Annotated in this window: 19 protein-coding genes; 16 read left to right on the top strand and 3 right to left on the bottom strand. The window is 53.5% G+C overall.

Annotated elements, in window-relative coordinates; translation table 11 throughout:
• Window positions 1-7: 7 nt before the first annotated feature.
• The 4 genes from prfA (at window position 8) to G9Q38_RS00150 (ending at window position 2,892) form a co-directional block, all read left to right on the top strand.
• Window positions 8-1,090, top strand: a complete 1,083-nt coding sequence (gene prfA / locus G9Q38_RS00165; RefSeq protein WP_166126539.1) for a peptide chain release factor 1 — start codon at window positions 8-10, stop codon at window positions 1,088-1,090.
• A 12-nt stretch (window positions 1,091-1,102) separates the two neighbouring features.
• Window positions 1,103-1,921, top strand: a complete 819-nt coding sequence (gene prmC / locus G9Q38_RS00160; RefSeq protein ID WP_166126536.1) for a peptide chain release factor N(5)-glutamine methyltransferase — start codon at window positions 1,103-1,105, stop codon at window positions 1,919-1,921.
• Between the two features lie 79 nt (window positions 1,922-2,000).
• Window positions 2,001-2,333 (top strand): Grx4 family monothiol glutaredoxin, encoded by a 333-nt coding sequence (gene grxD, locus G9Q38_RS00155; protein WP_119517003.1) that lies wholly within the window; start codon window positions 2,001-2,003, stop codon window positions 2,331-2,333.
• Window positions 2,323-2,892, top strand: coding sequence for a UbiX family flavin prenyltransferase (locus G9Q38_RS00150; protein ID WP_166126534.1), 570 nt, complete (start codon window positions 2,323-2,325; stop codon window positions 2,890-2,892). Before grxD ends, G9Q38_RS00150 begins: the two co-directional genes overlap by 11 nt.
• 9 nt (window positions 2,893-2,901) lie before the next feature.
• Here G9Q38_RS00150 and ttcA read toward each other — a convergent pair whose 3' ends face one another.
• Both ttcA and folB read right to left on the bottom strand, forming a co-directional pair.
• The gene (gene ttcA / locus G9Q38_RS00145) at window positions 2,902-3,915 is read right to left on the bottom strand and encodes a tRNA 2-thiocytidine(32) synthetase TtcA (protein WP_166126531.1); all 1,014 of its coding nucleotides are present in this window, start codon (window positions 3,913-3,915) and stop codon (window positions 2,902-2,904) included.
• Window positions 3,916-3,920: 5 nt separating this feature from the next.
• A complete protein-coding gene (gene folB / locus G9Q38_RS00140; RefSeq protein ID WP_114421997.1) occupies window positions 3,921-4,286 on the bottom strand; it encodes a dihydroneopterin aldolase in 366 nt (121 codons plus the stop codon).
• A gap of 93 nt (window positions 4,287-4,379) precedes the next feature.
• On the opposite strand from folB, the gene G9Q38_RS00135 reads away from it, so the two are divergent.
• The gene (locus tag G9Q38_RS00135; RefSeq protein WP_166126529.1) at window positions 4,380-5,282 is read left to right on the top strand and encodes an NAD(P)/FAD-dependent oxidoreductase; all 903 of its coding nucleotides are present in this window, start codon (window positions 4,380-4,382) and stop codon (window positions 5,280-5,282) included.
• Here the strand turns inward: G9Q38_RS00135 and G9Q38_RS00130 are convergent.
• Complete coding sequence (locus G9Q38_RS00130; RefSeq protein WP_166126526.1) at window positions 5,275-7,065, bottom strand: M61 family metallopeptidase; 1,791 nt, start codon at window positions 7,063-7,065, stop codon at window positions 5,275-5,277. The two genes, G9Q38_RS00135 and G9Q38_RS00130, sit on opposite strands and share 8 nt — an antisense overlap.
• Window positions 7,066-7,095: 30 nt before the next feature.
• On the opposite strand from G9Q38_RS00130, the gene G9Q38_RS00125 reads away from it, so the two are divergent.
• The 11 genes from G9Q38_RS00125 (at window position 7,096) to G9Q38_RS00075 (ending at window position 17,331) form a co-directional block, all read left to right on the top strand.
• Window positions 7,096-7,872, top strand: coding sequence for an enoyl-CoA hydratase (locus G9Q38_RS00125; RefSeq protein WP_166126523.1), 777 nt, complete (start codon window positions 7,096-7,098; stop codon window positions 7,870-7,872).
• 102 nt (window positions 7,873-7,974) lie between these two features.
• Window positions 7,975-8,418: an ATP synthase subunit I gene (locus G9Q38_RS00120; RefSeq protein WP_228276158.1), complete on the top strand. Its 444-nt coding sequence runs from the start codon at window positions 7,975-7,977 to the stop codon at window positions 8,416-8,418.
• A gap of 81 nt (window positions 8,419-8,499) precedes the next feature.
• Complete coding sequence (gene atpB, locus G9Q38_RS00115) at window positions 8,500-9,381, top strand: F0F1 ATP synthase subunit A (protein ID WP_166126520.1); 882 nt, start codon at window positions 8,500-8,502, stop codon at window positions 9,379-9,381.
• A gap of 125 nt (window positions 9,382-9,506) precedes the next feature.
• On the top strand, window positions 9,507-9,749 hold the full coding sequence (atpE, locus tag G9Q38_RS00110) for a F0F1 ATP synthase subunit C (protein WP_093969799.1): 243 nt from the start codon (window positions 9,507-9,509) through the stop codon (window positions 9,747-9,749).
• A gap of 134 nt (window positions 9,750-9,883) precedes the next feature.
• Complete coding sequence (locus G9Q38_RS00105) at window positions 9,884-10,354, top strand: F0F1 ATP synthase subunit B (RefSeq protein WP_114422003.1); 471 nt, start codon at window positions 9,884-9,886, stop codon at window positions 10,352-10,354.
• Between the two features lie 15 nt (window positions 10,355-10,369).
• Window positions 10,370-10,909, top strand: coding sequence for a F0F1 ATP synthase subunit delta (locus G9Q38_RS00100; protein ID WP_119441403.1), 540 nt, complete (start codon window positions 10,370-10,372; stop codon window positions 10,907-10,909).
• A gap of 34 nt (window positions 10,910-10,943) precedes the next feature.
• Window positions 10,944-12,485: a F0F1 ATP synthase subunit alpha gene (atpA, locus tag G9Q38_RS00095; RefSeq protein ID WP_114422005.1), complete on the top strand. Its 1,542-nt coding sequence runs from the start codon at window positions 10,944-10,946 to the stop codon at window positions 12,483-12,485.
• Window positions 12,486-12,583: 98 nt separating this feature from the next.
• Entirely contained in the window at window positions 12,584-13,495 is a 912-nt protein-coding gene (gene atpG / locus G9Q38_RS00090; RefSeq protein ID WP_166126518.1) for a F0F1 ATP synthase subunit gamma, read from the top strand.
• A gap of 45 nt (window positions 13,496-13,540) precedes the next feature.
• Window positions 13,541-14,959: a F0F1 ATP synthase subunit beta gene (gene atpD, locus G9Q38_RS00085; protein WP_119441401.1), complete on the top strand. Its 1,419-nt coding sequence runs from the start codon at window positions 13,541-13,543 to the stop codon at window positions 14,957-14,959.
• A 12-nt stretch (window positions 14,960-14,971) separates the two neighbouring features.
• Window positions 14,972-15,403 carry a F0F1 ATP synthase subunit epsilon gene (locus tag G9Q38_RS00080; RefSeq protein WP_166126515.1) on the top strand — a complete coding sequence of 144 codons (432 nt, stop codon included), beginning with the start codon at window positions 14,972-14,974 and terminating at the stop codon, window positions 15,401-15,403.
• A gap of 203 nt (window positions 15,404-15,606) precedes the next feature.
• On the top strand, window positions 15,607-17,331 hold the full coding sequence (locus G9Q38_RS00075) for a ShlB/FhaC/HecB family hemolysin secretion/activation protein (RefSeq protein ID WP_166126513.1): 1,725 nt from the start codon (window positions 15,607-15,609) through the stop codon (window positions 17,329-17,331).
• The last annotated feature ends 6 nt before the right edge of the window (window positions 17,332-17,337 follow it).

Below are 17,337 nucleotides of genomic sequence, written 5' to 3'. Positions count from 1 at the left end.
TTTATCTATGAAAGATTCCATGCGTGGCCGGCTGGAGCAACTTGCTCGTCGGTTGATTGAAATTGATGCTTTGTTGGCTGAACCGGATATTGCTTCGGATATGGATCGTTTCCGCAAGCTGTCGCGTGAGCGGTCGGAAATCGAACCTGTGGTGATGCAGTTTCAACAGTATGAAGCGACTGAAGGCGATATTCAGGCAGCCAAGGAAATGCAGTCCGATCCGGATATGCGTGAAATGGCTGAAGACGAGTTGAAGATCGGCCGCGAGCGCCTTGAGGTGCTGGAAGATGAATTACAAGTCTTGTTGTTGCCCCGCGATCCAGATGACGGCCGCAGTGTCTTTCTCGAAATTCGAGCCGGTACGGGCGGCGATGAAAGTGCCTTGTTCGCGGGTGATTTACTGCGCATGTACAGCCGCTACGCCGAAACCAAAGGCTGGCGTGTGGAGATTATGTCGGAAAGCCCTTCCGAAGTGGGGGGCTATAAAGAAGTGATTGCCCGTATCGACGGCGATGGGGTGTACGGGCGCTTGAAGTTTGAGTCGGGTGCGCATCGCGTTCAGCGGGTACCTGCCACGGAAACGCAAGGGCGTATTCATACCTCGGCGTGCACAGTGGCCATATTGCCCGAGGCCGATGAACTTAGCGATATTGTGATTAACCCCTCTGACTTGCGCGTGGACACGTTCCGCGCCAGTGGCGCCGGCGGCCAGCACGTGAACAAAACCGATTCAGCGATTCGGTTAACGCATTTACCCACCGGTTTGGTGGTGGAGTGTCAGGAAGACCGGTCGCAGCATCGCAATCGGGAAAAGGCCATGCAGGTTTTGGCGGCCCGCTTGAAAGACAAGCAAATGCAAGAGCAGCAAAGCAAGGAGGCGGCCCAGCGCAAAAGTCTGGTGGGGTCGGGCGATCGTTCCGAGCGTATTCGCACCTATAACTACCCGCAAGGGCGGGTAACAGATCACCGCATTAACTTAACACTGCACAAGTTACCCACGATTATGCAGGGCGATCTGGACGAATTAACCGACGCCTTAAGAGCCGAGCAGCGTGCCGAAATGTTGGCTGCCATGGCGGAACAGGTTTAAGCAGGCCGGATCATGCGTTGTGTGCGAGATTTCCTGATGCAAAGCGGCCTGGCGCGGGTGGATGCGCAGGTTTTGTTGCAGCATGCGCTTGGCGTCTCGCGCAGTTGGCTGATTGCCCACGATACCGACCCGCTTTCGACAGACCAAGTGCGCTTCATTGAGGCCTGTTTTCAACGCCGTATAGCGGGTGAGCCCGTGGCGTATATCGTTGGCGAGCGCGAATTTATGGGGCACGTTTTCAAAGTGTCTCCAGATGTGTTGATTCCCCGCCCCGACACGGAAGTGCTGGTTGAGACGGCAATTAGCGCTTTGCAGCGTCTGCAGAATGAAAACAAAACTTTGCTGGATCTGGGAACGGGCAGTGGCGCCATTGCTGTTTCCGTGGCGTTAGCCTGTCCGAAAGCTAAAGTGGTGGCAACCGATGACAGTCCAGCCGCGTTGCGCGTGGCGCAAGAAAACGCAGCGCGTTTGGGCGCGCGGGTCGAATTTTATGCCGGTAATTGGTACCATGCGCTGTTGGGTTCGCAGCAATTCGATGTGATCGTGTCGAATCCACCGTATATCGCGCCGGATGATTCCCATATGGTCGAAGGGGATTTGCGGTTTGAGCCGCGCCAGGCGCTAACCGACGAGTCCGATGGGCTTCAGGCGATTCGCCACATTGTGCAAGACGCGCATAGGTGGCTTAAACCGGGCGGCACGTTATGGCTGGAGCATGGTTGGGATCAGGCGACGGCTGTGCGCTCCATTTTGGAACAAGCCGGCTTTAAAGGCGTCGAAAGCAGGAAAGATTTGTCCCAAATCGAACGTATTTCCGGTGGGCATTTATAGCGCCTGCCTTTAACGCCGTTCATTCTGAATGAACGGCCTTTATAATTCATACATTCTTCCTATTTCTTTAGAGAGCACCATGAGCGAAGTTCAAGATTTCATTAAAGAAACCGTTACCGGTAACCCCGTTGTTTTGTTTATGAAGGGTACGGCCCAGTTTCCGCAATGCGGTTTCTCCGGGCGCGCGATTCAAATTTTGAAAGCATCAGGCGTCACGAAGCTGGTTACGGTTAACGTACTGGAAGACGAAGAAGTGCGTCAGGGCGTGAAAGACTATTCCAGTTGGCCCACGATTCCCCAGCTGTATGTGGGGGGTGAGTTTATTGGCGGTTCCGATATTCTTGCCGAGATGCATGAGTCGGGCGAGTTGGTGACGGTTCTGAAGGAATCGGGCGCACTCGGTGGCGAATAAACGCCGTCTGGTTATCGGCATTACCGGCGCAACCGGGTCGGTTTATGCCGTGCGGATGCTGGAAACGCTGCGCGATGTGCCGGATATTGAAACGCATGTGGTGGTGTCGCCGTCGGGTGTGCTGAATATCAAGTACGAGCTTGAAATAACACGTCAGGCGGTACATGGCCTGGCCGACTGCGTTTACGGTTTTCGCGATGTCGGCGCAACCTTGGCCAGTGGCGGGTTTGCCACGGCCGGTATGGTGGTGGTGCCGTGCTCCATGCGCACGCTGGCGGCGGTGGCGCATGGTTTTTCCGATAACCTGATTACGCGTGCGGCCGACGTTACCCTGAAAGAACGTCGCCGCCTGGTGTTAATGGTGCGCGAAACGCCTTTGAATTTGGCGCATTTGCGCAATATGACAGCGGTAACGGAAATGGGGGGTGTAATTTTCCCGCCCTTGCCCGCGTTTTACCACCATCCAAAATCTATCGACGAAATGGTCGACCACACTGTGGCGCGCGTGCTGGAACTGTTCGACATTGATGTGAACGGCCCGCAGTGGGAAGGCACGTAATACGCTTTTTCAGCCCAGTTTTTGTAAATTCCCCACGACACTGAGCGGAATGATTTTCTGACCGGTAGGCGACGTTTCAGCACGCGCTTGCCCCGTCACGGGTTCATGGTTGGAATCGCCGCCATCATCTGAGCCCAAGGCATCGGGCAGGTCGGGAAAGGTTTCTTCGTCGAATGCCATATCCCCTTCAAAGCTTGTCGGATCCACTTCAAGATTCGTGAAGTCGAACAGGCTTGGGTCCATGAGGTGCGACGGCACCACCCGCGTAAGTGCCCCGAAAACACTCATGGCGCGACCCGGAAATTTGCGCTCCCATTCGCCGATCATGCGGTTGATCTCCTGGCGCTTCAGATTCTCTTGAGAGCCGCACAGCGAGCAAGGAATAATGGGGAATTCCTTCAGCTTGGCGTAGGCAATTAAATCTTTTTCCGGCAAGTAAGCCAGTGGGCGAATCACAATGTGTTTACCGTCGCTGGACTTGAGCTTGGGCGGCATACCTTTCATGCGGCCGCCATAGAACAAATTCAGAAAAAAGGTGGCCAGAATGTCGTCGCGATGGTGTCCCAGCGCAACTTTCGTGGCGCCCAGCTCAGTGGCAACCCGGTACAAAATACCCCGGCGCAGGCGTGAGCACAGCGAACACATGGTTTTACCTTCGGGAATCACGCGCGTGACTACTGAGTACGTGTCCTGGTTTTCAATGTGGTAGGGCACGCCGATACTTTCAAGGTATTCAGGCAACACATGCTCGGGAAACCCGGGCTGTTTCTGGTCCAGGTTTACAGCGACGATGTCGAAATGGAAGGGCGCGCGCGACTGGTGAATGCGTAACAGGTCGAGCAGGCCGTATGAGTCTTTTCCACCGGACAGGCACACCATAACCTTATCGCCTGCCTCAATCATGTTGAAGTCACTGATGGCGCGGCCGCTTTCGCGCACCAGGCGTTTCACCAGTTTGTTCTCGTTCACGCTTAATTTGCGATCGGATCGAATAACGGAGGGGTCGTTGCTGGCGTGTGTCATAACTATTAATCGTTGCGGCTGCGTTGAATTTCAACGCCGACTGCGGCGCAGTCGGAAAAGGCATTGGGTTTGCTGATACGTAGTTTCAGGTGGCGCACTTCTGCAAACTCGCGAAACAGACGGTCGGCCACTTGTTCGACCAGTGTTTCGATGAGGTTTACGTGGGCCTGCGTACATTCTTCCACAATGGCGCTGCGCAGCAGGCGGTAATCGAGCACGGTTTGAATATTGTGATCATTTACCGGTTGCGAAATATCAATGTCCACTTCAACATCAATATGCAAAGGTTGCGTGGCACGCAGTTCGTGTTCAAGGATACCAATACGGGCGTCAAGCGCCAACTGTGAAAAATAAATACGGCGGGTAAGCATACGTTTAACCTGATGAGTGAGACGCAATTGTAGTGCGAATAGGGCATCGCTTCCGATACACTTTGCGTATTGGGTTATTTACTGGCAGGGTCAATGAGTCTTCAAGCAAACAGTGCACCTTCTTTTTACGACGCAGTGATTGTGGGTGCGGGTCCGGCGGGCGTGTCGTGCGCGGTGTGGTTGTCGCGCCTGGGCTTTAAGCCGTTATTGGTCGACGCCGCCGATGCAGTGGGAGGGTTGTGTCGAATTAACCCGTTCATGGACGATTGGAATGCCAGTTTGCCAGGTGTGAATGGTTTGCAGGTTGCGCAGAATCTGGCCCAAAGCGTGGTGCAGTCGAAAGTGGCGTTGCGTCTGGAGTGGCCGGTTCAATCGGTGCGGGTTTGCGCGCCGGGCTTTCAGATATCGGGCCCACACAATGAAACAATCACAGGTCGTTTTTTGGTGTTGGCCACGGGAGTTAAAGCGCGAGGGTTGAATCAAGCGCCGCCTGATCCCCAGATTTTGGTTGGGCCGGGGCAACATGTTGCCGGCTTTGATTTCACCAATAAGCGGGTTGCGGTTCTGGGCGGCGGTGACAATGCATTTGAAAATGCCTTGTTCGCATTCGAAAAGGGGGCGCACAGCGTGCAGGTTTATGCGCGTACGGTCCGTGCGCAACAGCAATTTGTTCAGCAGTTACCGGTTGGTTCCCTAACGGTTGGGGCGTATACCGTTGACCCTGAACAGCGCACGGTGAACGGTGTCGCATATGATGTTCTGTTAGTGATGTATGGGTGGGCGCCCAACGCCGATTTTGCGAACGACTTGGGCTTGGCGTGCACTGCGCGCGGCTTTATTTCAAGTGACTTTGAGACGGCCCAAACCAGTTCTGATGGGGTCTATGCCATTGGCGAGGTGGCATCGCGTCAGCACCCTTGCGTGGTTACCGCCCTGGCCGATGGGGTAACCGCGGCCAAGGCGATTCAAGCAAGATTGGAAGCGAACGCTAAGTAGCGGCGGTTTGAACTCGTTTCAGTGTCCATTTATCGTTTGGCGGCGAGGCGGTTTTCACTTTGAACACGCGTAACTCGTCGCGGCGGAAAACATGAACCGGCACGCTCTGATGAGGTCGGCACAGGCGCATGGCTTGGTCTAGCGAGGCGGCGTCGGTAATACGTAACCCGTTTACCGCCACCAGTAAGTCGCCGGCCGATAGCCCGGCCCGGTGCCCCGCCCCCCCTTTGTATACCGTCGCCAGTTCCAATTGGCCGCTGCCGGTTTTGGTTCGAACATCGAGCGACGGCAGCGCATTGCTTGTTTCGCACGCCAGCGTGACCCCCTGGTCTGCCAGCAGTTTGGTTAGCGGTACGTCTTCGCAACCATAGACATAACGCAACAGATAGTCATCGACATTCACGCCGGTGGCTTCCTGAATCAGGCCCGCCATGGCATTTTCCTCAATTCCTTTTTGCACGCCCGTGTAGAAAGTTTTGCCGTAGCGTTGCCACAACAGAAGCATGACATCGTCGAGCGAGCGGGTTCCGTTGGTGGCGCTTCGAAGGGTAAGATCGAGTCCCCACGCGGCTAACGCACCTTTGCTGTAGTAGCTCACTATGGCATTGGGCGACTCTTCATCTTGCTTGTAGAAACGGGTCCAGGCATCGTAACTGCTGTCGGCAATCGATTGCCGGTGGCGTCCTGGTGAGCGCATGACGAGTCCAATCGTTTTTTCCAGCAGTGAAAAGTACTGGGTTTCGTTGATAACGCCGGAACGCAATAACATCAGGTCGTCGTAATACGAAGTAAAGCCTTCGGCCACCCATAGCAAGCGCGTGTGATTTTCCTGCAAGAGGTTGTAGGGAGTGAATGCTTCAGGCTTGATCCGTTTGATGTTCCACGTATGGAAGTACTCATGGCTGACCAGGCCTAAAAAGGTGGTGTAGCCGTCTGGTGCTTTTTGCTGCGCGACAACAGGTAAATCGTTGCGGCTGATCATCAGTGCGGTTGAGGCCCGGTGCTCCAGGCCGCCGTACGCATTGCCGGTTACCATCGTCATGAATACATAGCGCGAGGCGCTATCCAGGAAAGGTGCCGCCTTGGTTTGCGGTTCGAACAGTGCAATTTGCCCCTCACAGATTTTCTGTGTGTCTGCGGCGATACGTTTCAGATCCAGGCCCGGTATCTCGCCTGTAAACACCATTTCATGCTCGGCGCCATGCGCTTCAAACGACACTACTTGCGGCGTACCCATTTCAACAGGATGATCGATCAGAGCATCGTAATTGGGTGCTTCATACAATCCGAAACCATGGCGTTTGGCCGCCGTTGAGTACTGCTGAGGGTTGGCTTCGGGCAGGCTGGTGAAGACTTTCCATTTGTTTGTGTGTGGCGGTGGCGAGATATCCAGCAAGCAGGGCTGGTTGGTTTGGCCGTGCGGAAATAGAAAAACACTGGTGCCGTTGAAAAAAGCATGGGTTTCGTCGAAGTGGGCGCCGCGCACTGAAAGATCCCAGGCATAGACACGGTATTCAATGTGCAAAGCCCCGTGGCAAGGGGCGCATTGCCAACTATGGGAACCGGTTTTGGTGATGACGACGGGCGCGTTTTGTGCGTCGTGGGCACGAATATCCTGGATTTGTCGGGAAAAATCGCGTAGCAGGTAACTGCCTGGAATCCAGGCAGGTAAGCTGAGTATTTGCCCTTCTGTATCCGGTTGCGCAATGGTTACTTGAACTGAAAAACAGTGCCCGGCCGGATCGGCGGGCGTTAAGCGGTAAAGTATCGGTTTTGTATTCATGCATTTAGTTTACTTTGCAAAGGAGAGTTCATGAGCGAGCCAATGATCAAAACCGACATTCAAGGGCGTGTGGGGCTGGTTACCCTGAATCGGGCAAAAGTGTTGAATGCGCTCAGCAATGAATTAATCGATGAAGTGGCACAGGCCATGCGCGAATTCGATGCTAACGATGACATTGGCGCCATCGTGTTAACAGGGAATGAGAAAGCTTTTGCTGCCGGCGCGGATATTGCGGCGATGAAAGATTGGTCGTACGCCGATGTTTACAAACAGGATTACCTGGGGCATAACTGGGAATCGCTGCGCCGTATTCGTAAACCCGTTATTGCTGCGGTGTCCGGCTTTGCACTGGGCGGCGGCTGTGAGTTGGCCATGCAATGCGATTTCATTATTGCGGGTGAAAACGCCAAGTTTGGGCAGCCTGAAATCAAGCTGGGCATTATTCCCGGCTATGGTGGCACCCAGCGCTTGCCGCGTGCCATGGGCAAGGCCAAAGCCATGGATATGATTCTGACGGCCCGTATGATTGGTGCGCAAGAGGCCGAGCAGGCCGGCCTGGTTGCACGGGTTGTACCCACTGAAAAAGTGCTGGAAGAAGCCATGGCGGCTGCAGCGGTCATCGCCTCTATGCCTTTACCGGCGGTCATGATGGCCAAAGAAAGCATTAATCGCGCATACGAATCACCGTTAAATGAAGGCTTGTTGTTTGAGCGCCGCAACTTCCACGCCTTGTTCTCGACGCATGATCAAAAAGAGGGCATGAATGCGTTCGTCGAAAAGCGTGAGGCCAAGTTTCGGCATGAATAAAGGGCCGGGTGTGCGTTGCACAAAAAAGCGGCCTTACGATTTGCTTAAGGCTTAAAAAACCAGTTATACTCTCTGGGTTTGACACCAAAGAAGCAGGGGCTTGTGAAGCCTGGGGAAACCGAGCCGGTAAGGCTGGAACCAATAAAGCTAACTGAGGCCGAGCGCAGAAAAGTGCAGGCAAGTGCCGTTAAGGGGCTTGTTCATGTGCTGGCCGCTCAGGCGGGCATGATGCTTGTTGCCGTTGTGGTTTCCTGGGGGGTCGCTGGGGTTGAAGCCGGAGCATCGGCGCTTTTGGGCGCGTTGTCCTGTTTTGTTCCTAATGCGCTTTTTGCTGCGCGCCTGCTGTTGGGCATGGTTGCCGGTCGGCCCGCCAGTCCTGGCCGGTTTCTGGTTGGCGAGCTCGTGAAATTACTTGCATCAGTTGCTTTGCTGGTGCTGGTAGTTTATGTAGCGCAGGCCTGGCTTGTGTGGCCGGCACTGTTGTTCGGCTTGCTCATGGTGTTGAAAGGTTACGTGTTACTGCTTATGTTTGGGCGGCTGCCGTAACGTGGTGCGAATTCCAATTTCATGGGCCTGACACAGTTCTGTGTCAGGCTCTGTTTAAAAAGTTAACAGGTAAGGGTTCAAATGGCTGCTCCAAGTGATATTTCGCCACAATCCTATTACATTCAGCATCACTTAGTGCATTTGAATGGTCTGGGGGAAAAGCAAACTGCAATTGCCGACTTCAGCGTTCTGAATTACGACTCGATGTTTTGGTCCCTGTTCATGGGGCTTATTGTTATTTTCTTCTTGTGGCGTGCGGCCAATAAAGCAACAAGCGGTGTTCCGGGCCGATTCCAGTCGGCCGTTGAAATGCTTGTTGAAATGGTGCAGAACGAAGCCAAAAGCATTATTCCGAACGAAGAGAGTCGTCGTTTTGTTGCGCCGCTGGCACTTACCGTATTTCTGTGGATTATCCTCATGAACACGCTCGACCTGGTTCCGGTCGATCTCATGGCATGGATTTTCAAAATGACAGGCTTGGGTGCCGAGCACGGCGACCCACTTTATTACCACCGTATTTTGCCAACAGCCGACCTGAACGTGCCAATGGGTATGTCGTTGGGCGTGTTGCTGCTCACTCTTTACTATGGCATTAAAGTCAAGGGTGGTCTGGGCTTCACGAAAGGCTTGTTTACGGCTCCCTTCCACGGTCACGGTGTTGTGGGTGTGCTTCTTATTCCGTTCAACATATTGTTGAACCTTATGGAATATGCCGCCAAAACAGTGTCGTTGGGTATGCGGTTGTTCGGCAATATGTTTGCCGGCGAATTGCTCTTCATGCTCATCGCCCTATTGGGTGGTGCTGCGGCAGGCTTTAATGGTACGAGTGTGGGTTTGGGTATCGGTCATATTCTGGCCGGCTCCGCCTGGGCGATTTTCCACGTGTTAATCGTGGTGTTGCAGGCCTACATCTTCATGATGCTAACCCTCGTTTACGTTGGCTTGGCTCACGAAGACCATTAATGAATTCCTAGCGGGCGGGCCCTTATTTCAACGGGGTCGGCCTGCTGGATAGCAAGGTTTTCTTGCAAAGCAGTTTTTAATTTTGGCTTATTGATTACACAAGGTTTATTAACCAAGGAGTTGTTATGACCAACGTTGCTTTCGTTGCTCTGGCTTGCGGTCTTATTGTTGGCCTGGGTGCTTTTGGCGCCTCGATCGGTATCGCTTTGATGGGCGGTAAATATCTGGAAGCTTCGGCTCGCCAACCCGAGCTCATGAACGCTTTGCAAACCAAAATGTTCTTGTTGGCCGGCCTGATCGACGCTGCCTTCCTGATCGGTGTGGGTATCGCCATGCTGTTTGCTTTCGCCAATCCGTTCGTCGGCTAAGCTTGAGCAACGCGCCTGCCTTCGGGCAGGCTAACGTCGTCGTTGGTGGTACGTTAAAGTGCTGCCTGCGACGTGGACATTGGGCATCGTGCAGTTAATCTGTAAGGTGCCAGTGGTAATAAAGGGAAACGACCGTGAACTTAAACGCGACTCTCTTTTTTCAGATGATCGTGTTTTTTGTCCTGGCGTGGTTTACGATGAAATTCGTATGGCCACCCCTGACAAAAGCAATCGAAGATCGCCGCCAGAAAATTGCAGATGGTCTGGCTGCTGCCGATAAAGGCAAGGCCGATCTGGCGCAGGCTCAGGCCCGTATCAGCCTGATCGAAGCATCAGCGAAGTCTGAAAATCACGCTCGCATGCTCGAAGCTGAGAAACAGGCTGCCGCCCTCATCGATGAGGCACGGCGCGAAGCCGAGGCTGAAAAAGCCCGGATTATCGCCCAAGCCAAACAAGACGCCGAACAGGAAGTCCAGCGTGCCCGCGACGGGTTGCGTGACGACGTTGCTGTGTTGGCGGTCAAGGGTGCAGAACAGATTCTCAAGCGCGAGGTCGATGCACAGGCACACGCCGAGCTGTTGAACCAGCTTAAGGCACAACTCTAATCTCAGGGCAAAGCCATGGCTGAATTATCGACAATTGCCCGACCATACGCCGAAGCGCTGTTTGCTTCGGCCAAAGGTGACCAGGCTTCTCTGGCATCTTGGTCGGATTTGGTGAACGAGCTTGCAGCAGTGGCAAGTTTGGAAGACGTGCGCGACGCGCTTACCGATCCGCGCCTTAGCAATGAGCAACGTTTCGAGTTGTTCTGCGGGCTGGTGAAGTCGGCGTTGTCAGATCAGGCACGCAATTTCATCGAACTGCTCGTCCAGAATGGTCGCATTTTGCTGCTGCCGCAAATTGCCGAACAGTTCGACCTGCTTAAAAATCAATTCGAAGGGAGTGCGGTAGCCCAGATTACCAGTGCATACGAATTATCCGATGCACAGGTCACCGAGCTGCTTGCAGGCCTCGAGAAAAAATTTGGCCTGAAACTTAAGCCGTCCGTCACCATAGACTCTTCCCTGATCGGTGGTGTCCGGGTGGTTGTCGGTGATCAGGTACTCGACACTTCCGTGCAGGCCCAACTGGCCCGTATGCGCGATACGTTGGCTGCTTAAAAGCATCAACTAACAGGATTCCAGGAGTCTGAACATGCAACTTAACCCGTCAGAGATCAGCGAGCTGCTCAAAAGCCGTATCGAAGGCTTGGGCGCGTCGACTGACGTACGTACGCAGGGCACGGTCGTATCCGTGACCGACGGTATTACCCGCATTCACGGTTTGTCCGATGTGATGCAGGGTGAAATGCTTGAATTTCCCAATAATGTATTCGGCCTGGCGCTTAACCTTGAGCGCGATTCGGTCGGTGCCGTTATTCTGGGCGATTACACCGGCGTTTCCGAAGGTGATCCGGTAAAAACAACCGGTCGTATTCTTGAAGTGCCTGTCGGCCCCGAGTTGTGCGGCCGTGTGGTCGACGCACTGGGTACCCCTATCGATGGCAAAGGCCCCATTAACGCCAAAGCCACCGATATTATCGAAAAAGTGGCTCCCGGCGTTATCGCGCGTCAGTCGGTCGACCAACCCCTGCAAACAGGTGTTAAGGCGATTGACTCTATGGTACCTATTGGCCGTGGTCAGCGCGAACTGATTATTGGTGACCGCCAAACCGGTAAAACTGCCGTGGCTGTCGACACCATCATCAGCCAGAAAGGTAAGAATGTTACCTGCGTGTATGTCGCTATTGGTCAGAAAGCCTCTACCATTAACAACGTAGTTCGCAAGCTCGAAGAGCACGGCGCAATGGAATACACCATTGTTGTTGCCGCTGCCGCTTCCGATTCCGCCGCCATGCAGTATCTGGCCGCTTACTCCGGTTGCACGATGGGCGAATACTTCCGCGATCGCGGCGAAGACGCCCTGATCGTATACGACGATCTTACCAAGCAGGCTTGGGCTTATCGCCAGGTTTCGTTGTTGCTGCGCCGTCCTCCCGGTCGTGAAGCCTACCCCGGTGACGTATTCTATTTGCACTCCCGCTTGCTCGAGCGTGCCGCTCGCGTCAATGCCGAGTACGTCGAGAAGTTCACGAATGGTGAAGTAAAAGGTAAAACGGGTTCGTTAACCGCGTTGCCAATTATTGAGACGCAGGCCGGCGACGTTTCCGCCTTCGTTCCCACCAACGTTATTTCCATTACCGACGGTCAGATCTTCCTGGAAACCGACTTGTTCAACGCGGGTATTCGTCCTGCTATTAACGCGGGTATCTCGGTCTCCCGTGTGGGTGGTTCGGCTCAAACCAAAGTGGTCAAGAAACTGGCCGGTGGTATTCGTACCGACTTGGCGCAGTATCGTGAATTGGCCGCATTTGCTCAGTTCGCTTCCGACCTCGACGACGCAACCCGTCGTCAGCTCGAGCGCGGTAAGCGCGTTGTTGAGTTGCTTAAGCAGCCGCAGTATCAGCCTTTACAGGTTTGGGAACTTGCCGTGTCGCTGTTCACAGTGAATCGCGGTTACCTCGACGACGTTGAAGTCGACCAGGTTCTGCCTTTCGAGAAAGCCTTGAAAGAAACGCTGAAATCCAAGCATGCCGATTTGGTTCAGCGGATCGAAGACAAGAAAGAATTGTCCAAGGAAGACGACGAGGCACTTGCTGCTGCAATTGACGAGTTCAAGAAGCACGGCGCTTATTAATGACTGGCGGCGGCAACGGTTGAAAGGCCGCTGCTTGCGCAATACCGGGGTAACGCAAGTTTGTTGTTACCCCAACCAACGCCCTGACAGGATTTGCGATGGCCGGAATTAAGGAAATTCGAACCAAGATCAAAAGCGTGCAAAACACGCGAAAGATCACCAAAGCCATGGAGATGGTGGCGGCATCCAAAATGCGCAAAGCGCAAGACAGGATGCGTGCCGGCCGTCCCTATGCGACAAAGGTACGTGAAATCGCTGCGCATCTTATGCAGGCGCACCCCGATTACACTCACCCGTTTATGATCGAGCGCAACGACGTCAAAGGCGTCGGTGTCGTATTGGTAACCACCGACAAGGGTTTGTGCGGTGGTTTGAACACCAATATTACGCGTTTGGTTTTGTCTCGCATTAAAGAGTTCGATCAACAAGGTATCAAGGTTCAAACGACTGCGCTGGGTAACAAAGGGCTGTCATTCCTTACCCGAATCGGAGCCAATCTGGTTTCGCAGGAAGTTCAGCTTGGCGATGCCCCCAACCTTGAGCGTCTTATCGGTGCAATCAAGGTACAGGTCGATGACTTTATCGACGGCAAAATCGATGCGGTTTATGTAGCGACAAACCGCTTTGTTAACACGATGAAGCAAGAGCCCAGCTTTATCCGGCTGTTACCGCTGCCCAGCGGTTTGGCTGATCCTTTCCAAACGGAAAATACGTTTTCCAAAGAAGAGGATGCGGTGCTGAAGTCTAAGTACGGTTGGGACTACATCTATGAACCCGACTCCAAGTCGGTCATTGATGATCTGCTTCAGCGTTATGTAGAAGGTTTGGTGTATCAGGCGGTTGCCGAAAACATGGCCTCCGAGCAGTCTGCTCGAATGGTGGCGATGAAAGCAGCGTCGGATAACGCCAAGAAAATCATCGGCGAACTTGAACTGGTTTACAACAAAACCCGTCAGGCCGCTATTACTAAAGAAATTTCTGAAATCGTCGGGGGCGCTGCCGCTGTTTAATAAACAGAAGGGCATCCCGTCAAAGATATTTAGCAAGGACTAAACATGAGCAACGGTACCATCGTTCAGTGCATCGGCGCCGTGGTGGATATTCAGTTCCCCCGCGACAGCATTCCTAACATTTACGACGCTCTCAAACTGGCTGACGACAGCTCCAAGTTTGCCGAGGCCGGTCTAACCTTCGAAGTTCAGCAGCAGCTGGGCGACGGCGTGGTTCGCACCATCGCAATGGGTTCCTCCGACGGTCTGCGTCGTGGTATGGCCGTGGCCAACACCGGCGCGCCTATTTCGGTGCCGGTCGGCAAGGCAACACTGGGTCGCATTATGGACGTTCTGGGTCGCCCCATCGACGAGCGTGGACCCATCGAAGCGGAAGAAACCCGCGGTATCCACCAAGACGCGCCCAAGTTCGATGAACTGTCGCCCTCGGTTGAGTTGCTTGAAACCGGTATTAAGGTTATTGACCTTGTTTGCCCGTTTGCAAAAGGCGGTAAGGTTGGTCTGTTCGGTGGCGCTGGTGTGGGCAAAACCGTGAACATGCTTGAGCTCATCAACAACATTGCCAAAGCGCATAGCGGTTTGTCGGTGTTTGCAGGCGTGGGTGAGCGTACCCGTGAAGGTAATGACTTCTACCACGAAATGTCTGATGCCGGTGTTATCCAATTAGATAACCTGCCGGAGTCGAAAGTGGCGATGGTGTTCGGTCAGATGAACGAGCCTCCCGGTAACCGTCTGCGCGTGGCATTGTCGGGCTTGACCATGGCGGAAAAATTCCGTGATGAAGGCCGTGACATTCTGTTCTTCGTTGATAACATCTACCGTTACACCTTGGCTGGTACTGAGGTTTCGGCGCTGTTGGGTCGTATGCCGTCCGCGGTGGGTTATCAGCCTACGCTGGCAGAAGAAATGGGTAAGCTGCAAGAGCGTATTACTTCGACGAAAACGGGTTCGATTACTTCGATTCAGGCCGTTTACGTTCCTGCGGATGACTTGACCGATCCCTCGCCTGCTACCACCTTCCTTCACCTGGATTCCACCGTGGTGTTGTCGCGTGATATTGCCGCCTTGGGTATCTATCCTGCGGTTGATCCACTGGACTCCACCAGCCGCCAATTGGATCCTCAGGTTGTGGGTGAAGAGCACTACGATATTGCTCGAGGTGTTCAGCAAACATTGCAACGCTACAAAGAGTTACGCGACATTATTGCAATTCTGGGTATGGACGAATTGTCACCGGAAGATAAGCAGGCCGTGGCACGTGCTCGTAAAATTCAGCGCTTCCTGTCGCAGCCTTTCCACGTTGCTGAAGTGTTTACCGGCTCGCCTGGTAAGTATGTTCCGCTGTCGGAAACCTTGCGTGGCTTTAAAATGATTGTTGAAGGCGAGTGCGACGCACTGCCCGAACAGGCTTTCTACATGGTCGGTTCCATCGACGAAGCCTTCGAGAAAGCGAAAAATCTGTAATAAGGGGTGGTTATGTCCACACTACATGTTGACGTTGTCAGTGCAGAAGAATCGATCTTTTCCGGTGAGGCGAAGTTCGTGGCGCTGCCTGGCGAAGCCGGTGAGCTGGGGATTCTTCCGGGGCACACGCCCCTGATCTCCCGTATTCGTCCGGGTACAGTCAAAATTGTCCTTGCCGATGGCAGCGGCGAAACCAACGTGTTTGTTGCCGGTGGCATTCTTGAAGTTCAGCCGGGTGGCGTAACGGTTCTGTCCGATACGGCTATTCGTGCTGAAGATCTCGACGAAGCGAAAGCATTGGAAGCACGCAAGCGTGCTGAAGAAGCCTTGCGCAATGCCAAAGACAAAGAAGATATTGCAGTGGTTGAGGCTGAATTGGCTATGTTGGCGGCACAACATGCTGCTGCACAAAAGTTGGCTCGCATACGGAATTCGCGCCACTAAGTCTGACCATTAGAAATACTAGTTGAGTAAGTTCGAAAGCGGCTCCGATGGAGTCGCTTTTTTTATTCTGGTTTATTTCAAGAGAGGTAATTTCGAGGGTTTGTACGGATTGGTTACATTATTTATTCATCGTAAAACGTCCTGTAACTCATAACAAAGTGCCGACGGGGATTTAATCGGCGCATAAAAACCGGACTTTCGATATGCCAATCGTATGGTGGTCTCTTCGCCTGGCGCTTTTGGGGTACGCCGCTTGTGCATTTTCCATTGCTACCGCCCAAACTATTCCTGATGCAGGCGTTTTGCAGCGCGATTCTGAGCGCAGCCTCCAGCCGCCCCGCCTTTCAGAGCCCGTGCCGACAAAACGGGGTGATGCCCAGCCCCTCGCAGAAACACAACAAGGCGCTGTGACGGTAAAGCAGTTTGTTATCGATGGCGCCAATTTAATTCCAGTTGAAGAATTGCAAGGTGTTATAGCCGACAGCATAGGTAAGACTCTTACTTTCCCCGAACTGGAACATGTAGCGCAGCGAATTTCGGAACACTACAGAAAATATGGCTGGTTTGTTCGCGTTTTTCTTCCCCGGCAAGACGTTACAAATGGAATCATTCATATTCAGATCATTGAGGGGTATTACGGTGGGGCGTCTATTCAGCAAGACGGCGCCCGCGCGAACGGCAAGTACGTTAGCAGTGTCATTACGCATCGCTTGAAAGAAGGTGAGCCTCTGTCAGCCGCGAATCTGGAGCGCGGGTTGCTTATTGCAAATGACCTTTCTGGTATCCAGGCGACAGGCCGGCTTGTGCCAGGGCAAGAGTCAGGCGAAACGCGTCTGGATATCCACGTTGAAGATACGCCTTTCGTCACGGGCGATATCGGCGCGAATAATTTCGGCAATAAGTATACCGGCACAGAGCAGATGGTCGGAGGTTTGGCTCTGAATAATCTTACCGGTCGCGGAGATCAGGTTTCTTTGCGCGCTTTGGTAGCGAAAGACATTTATTCGGCCCGATTGCAATATGTGTTGCCAGTTGGTGCTGATGGTTGGCGTCTTATCACACACGGCTCTACGTTGGGCTACCGTTTGGGTGGGCGTTATGCATCGCTGGATGCAAAAGGCAAGGCATATACGGCCGGTCTTACTTTATCGTATCCGCTCATCCGTCAAAGCGATCGCAATTTAACTATCGGTGCCGGGTATGAATATCGCCGATACGATGATGATGCCCTTGGCGCCGCGCTGCGTAGGCAACGTGTCAACGCGCTCTCACTCCAGTTTTCGGGAGATCTGCGCGATGAGATATTAGGTGGGGCTATTAACTGGGGCGCTGTGCAGCTTGTGCGGGGCAATCTTAACCTCGACCGTGTCCCGGCCGATGCCGCTACAGATAGTGCCGGCCCCAGAACACAGGGAGACTATACCAAACTGGCTTTTCAGCTTAACCGTTTGCAAGCATTGGGTGCGGGCTCCGGCTGGCAAGTGCTGTTAGGTCTTTCGGGACAAGTGGCAGATCGCAATTTAGGCAGTTCCGAGCGTCTGTCACTCGGCGGTCCGTTCGGCGTCCGAGCCTACCCCATTAACGAGGGCATGGGCGATGAGGGCGTGATTTTCAAGTTTGAAGTGCAACGCAGTCTCGGGCATGGCTGGCAGGCGGCAGTTTTTTATGATCTGGGGTATATCCGCCAGCACAAAGACATATGGTCGGGTTGGGATGGCGGTACGAATCAGCCGAATTCATTTCATTTGTCTGGTATTGGTGCGGGCATTAATTGGTATGGCACCGGCGCAGCTTCGGGTTGGGTTTTAAAGGCAAGCGTCGCAACGCCGTTGGGTAGTAATCCGGTAGCTAATGCACAGAATGAGAACAACGATGGAAGTAGTGCTTCGTCTACTCGTTTCTGGGTCAACCTGAGTAAGAGCTTTTAAGGGCCA

Origin of the sequence: Pusillimonas sp. DMV24BSW_D, from assembly GCF_011388195.1 — a bacterium.
In the GTDB taxonomy this organism is placed as follows: domain Bacteria; phylum Pseudomonadota; class Gammaproteobacteria; order Burkholderiales; family Burkholderiaceae_B; genus Neopusillimonas; species Neopusillimonas aestuarii.
The sequence above is the reverse complement of the archived record's forward strand: the minus strand, read 5'-3'. Positions and strand labels throughout refer to the sequence as shown.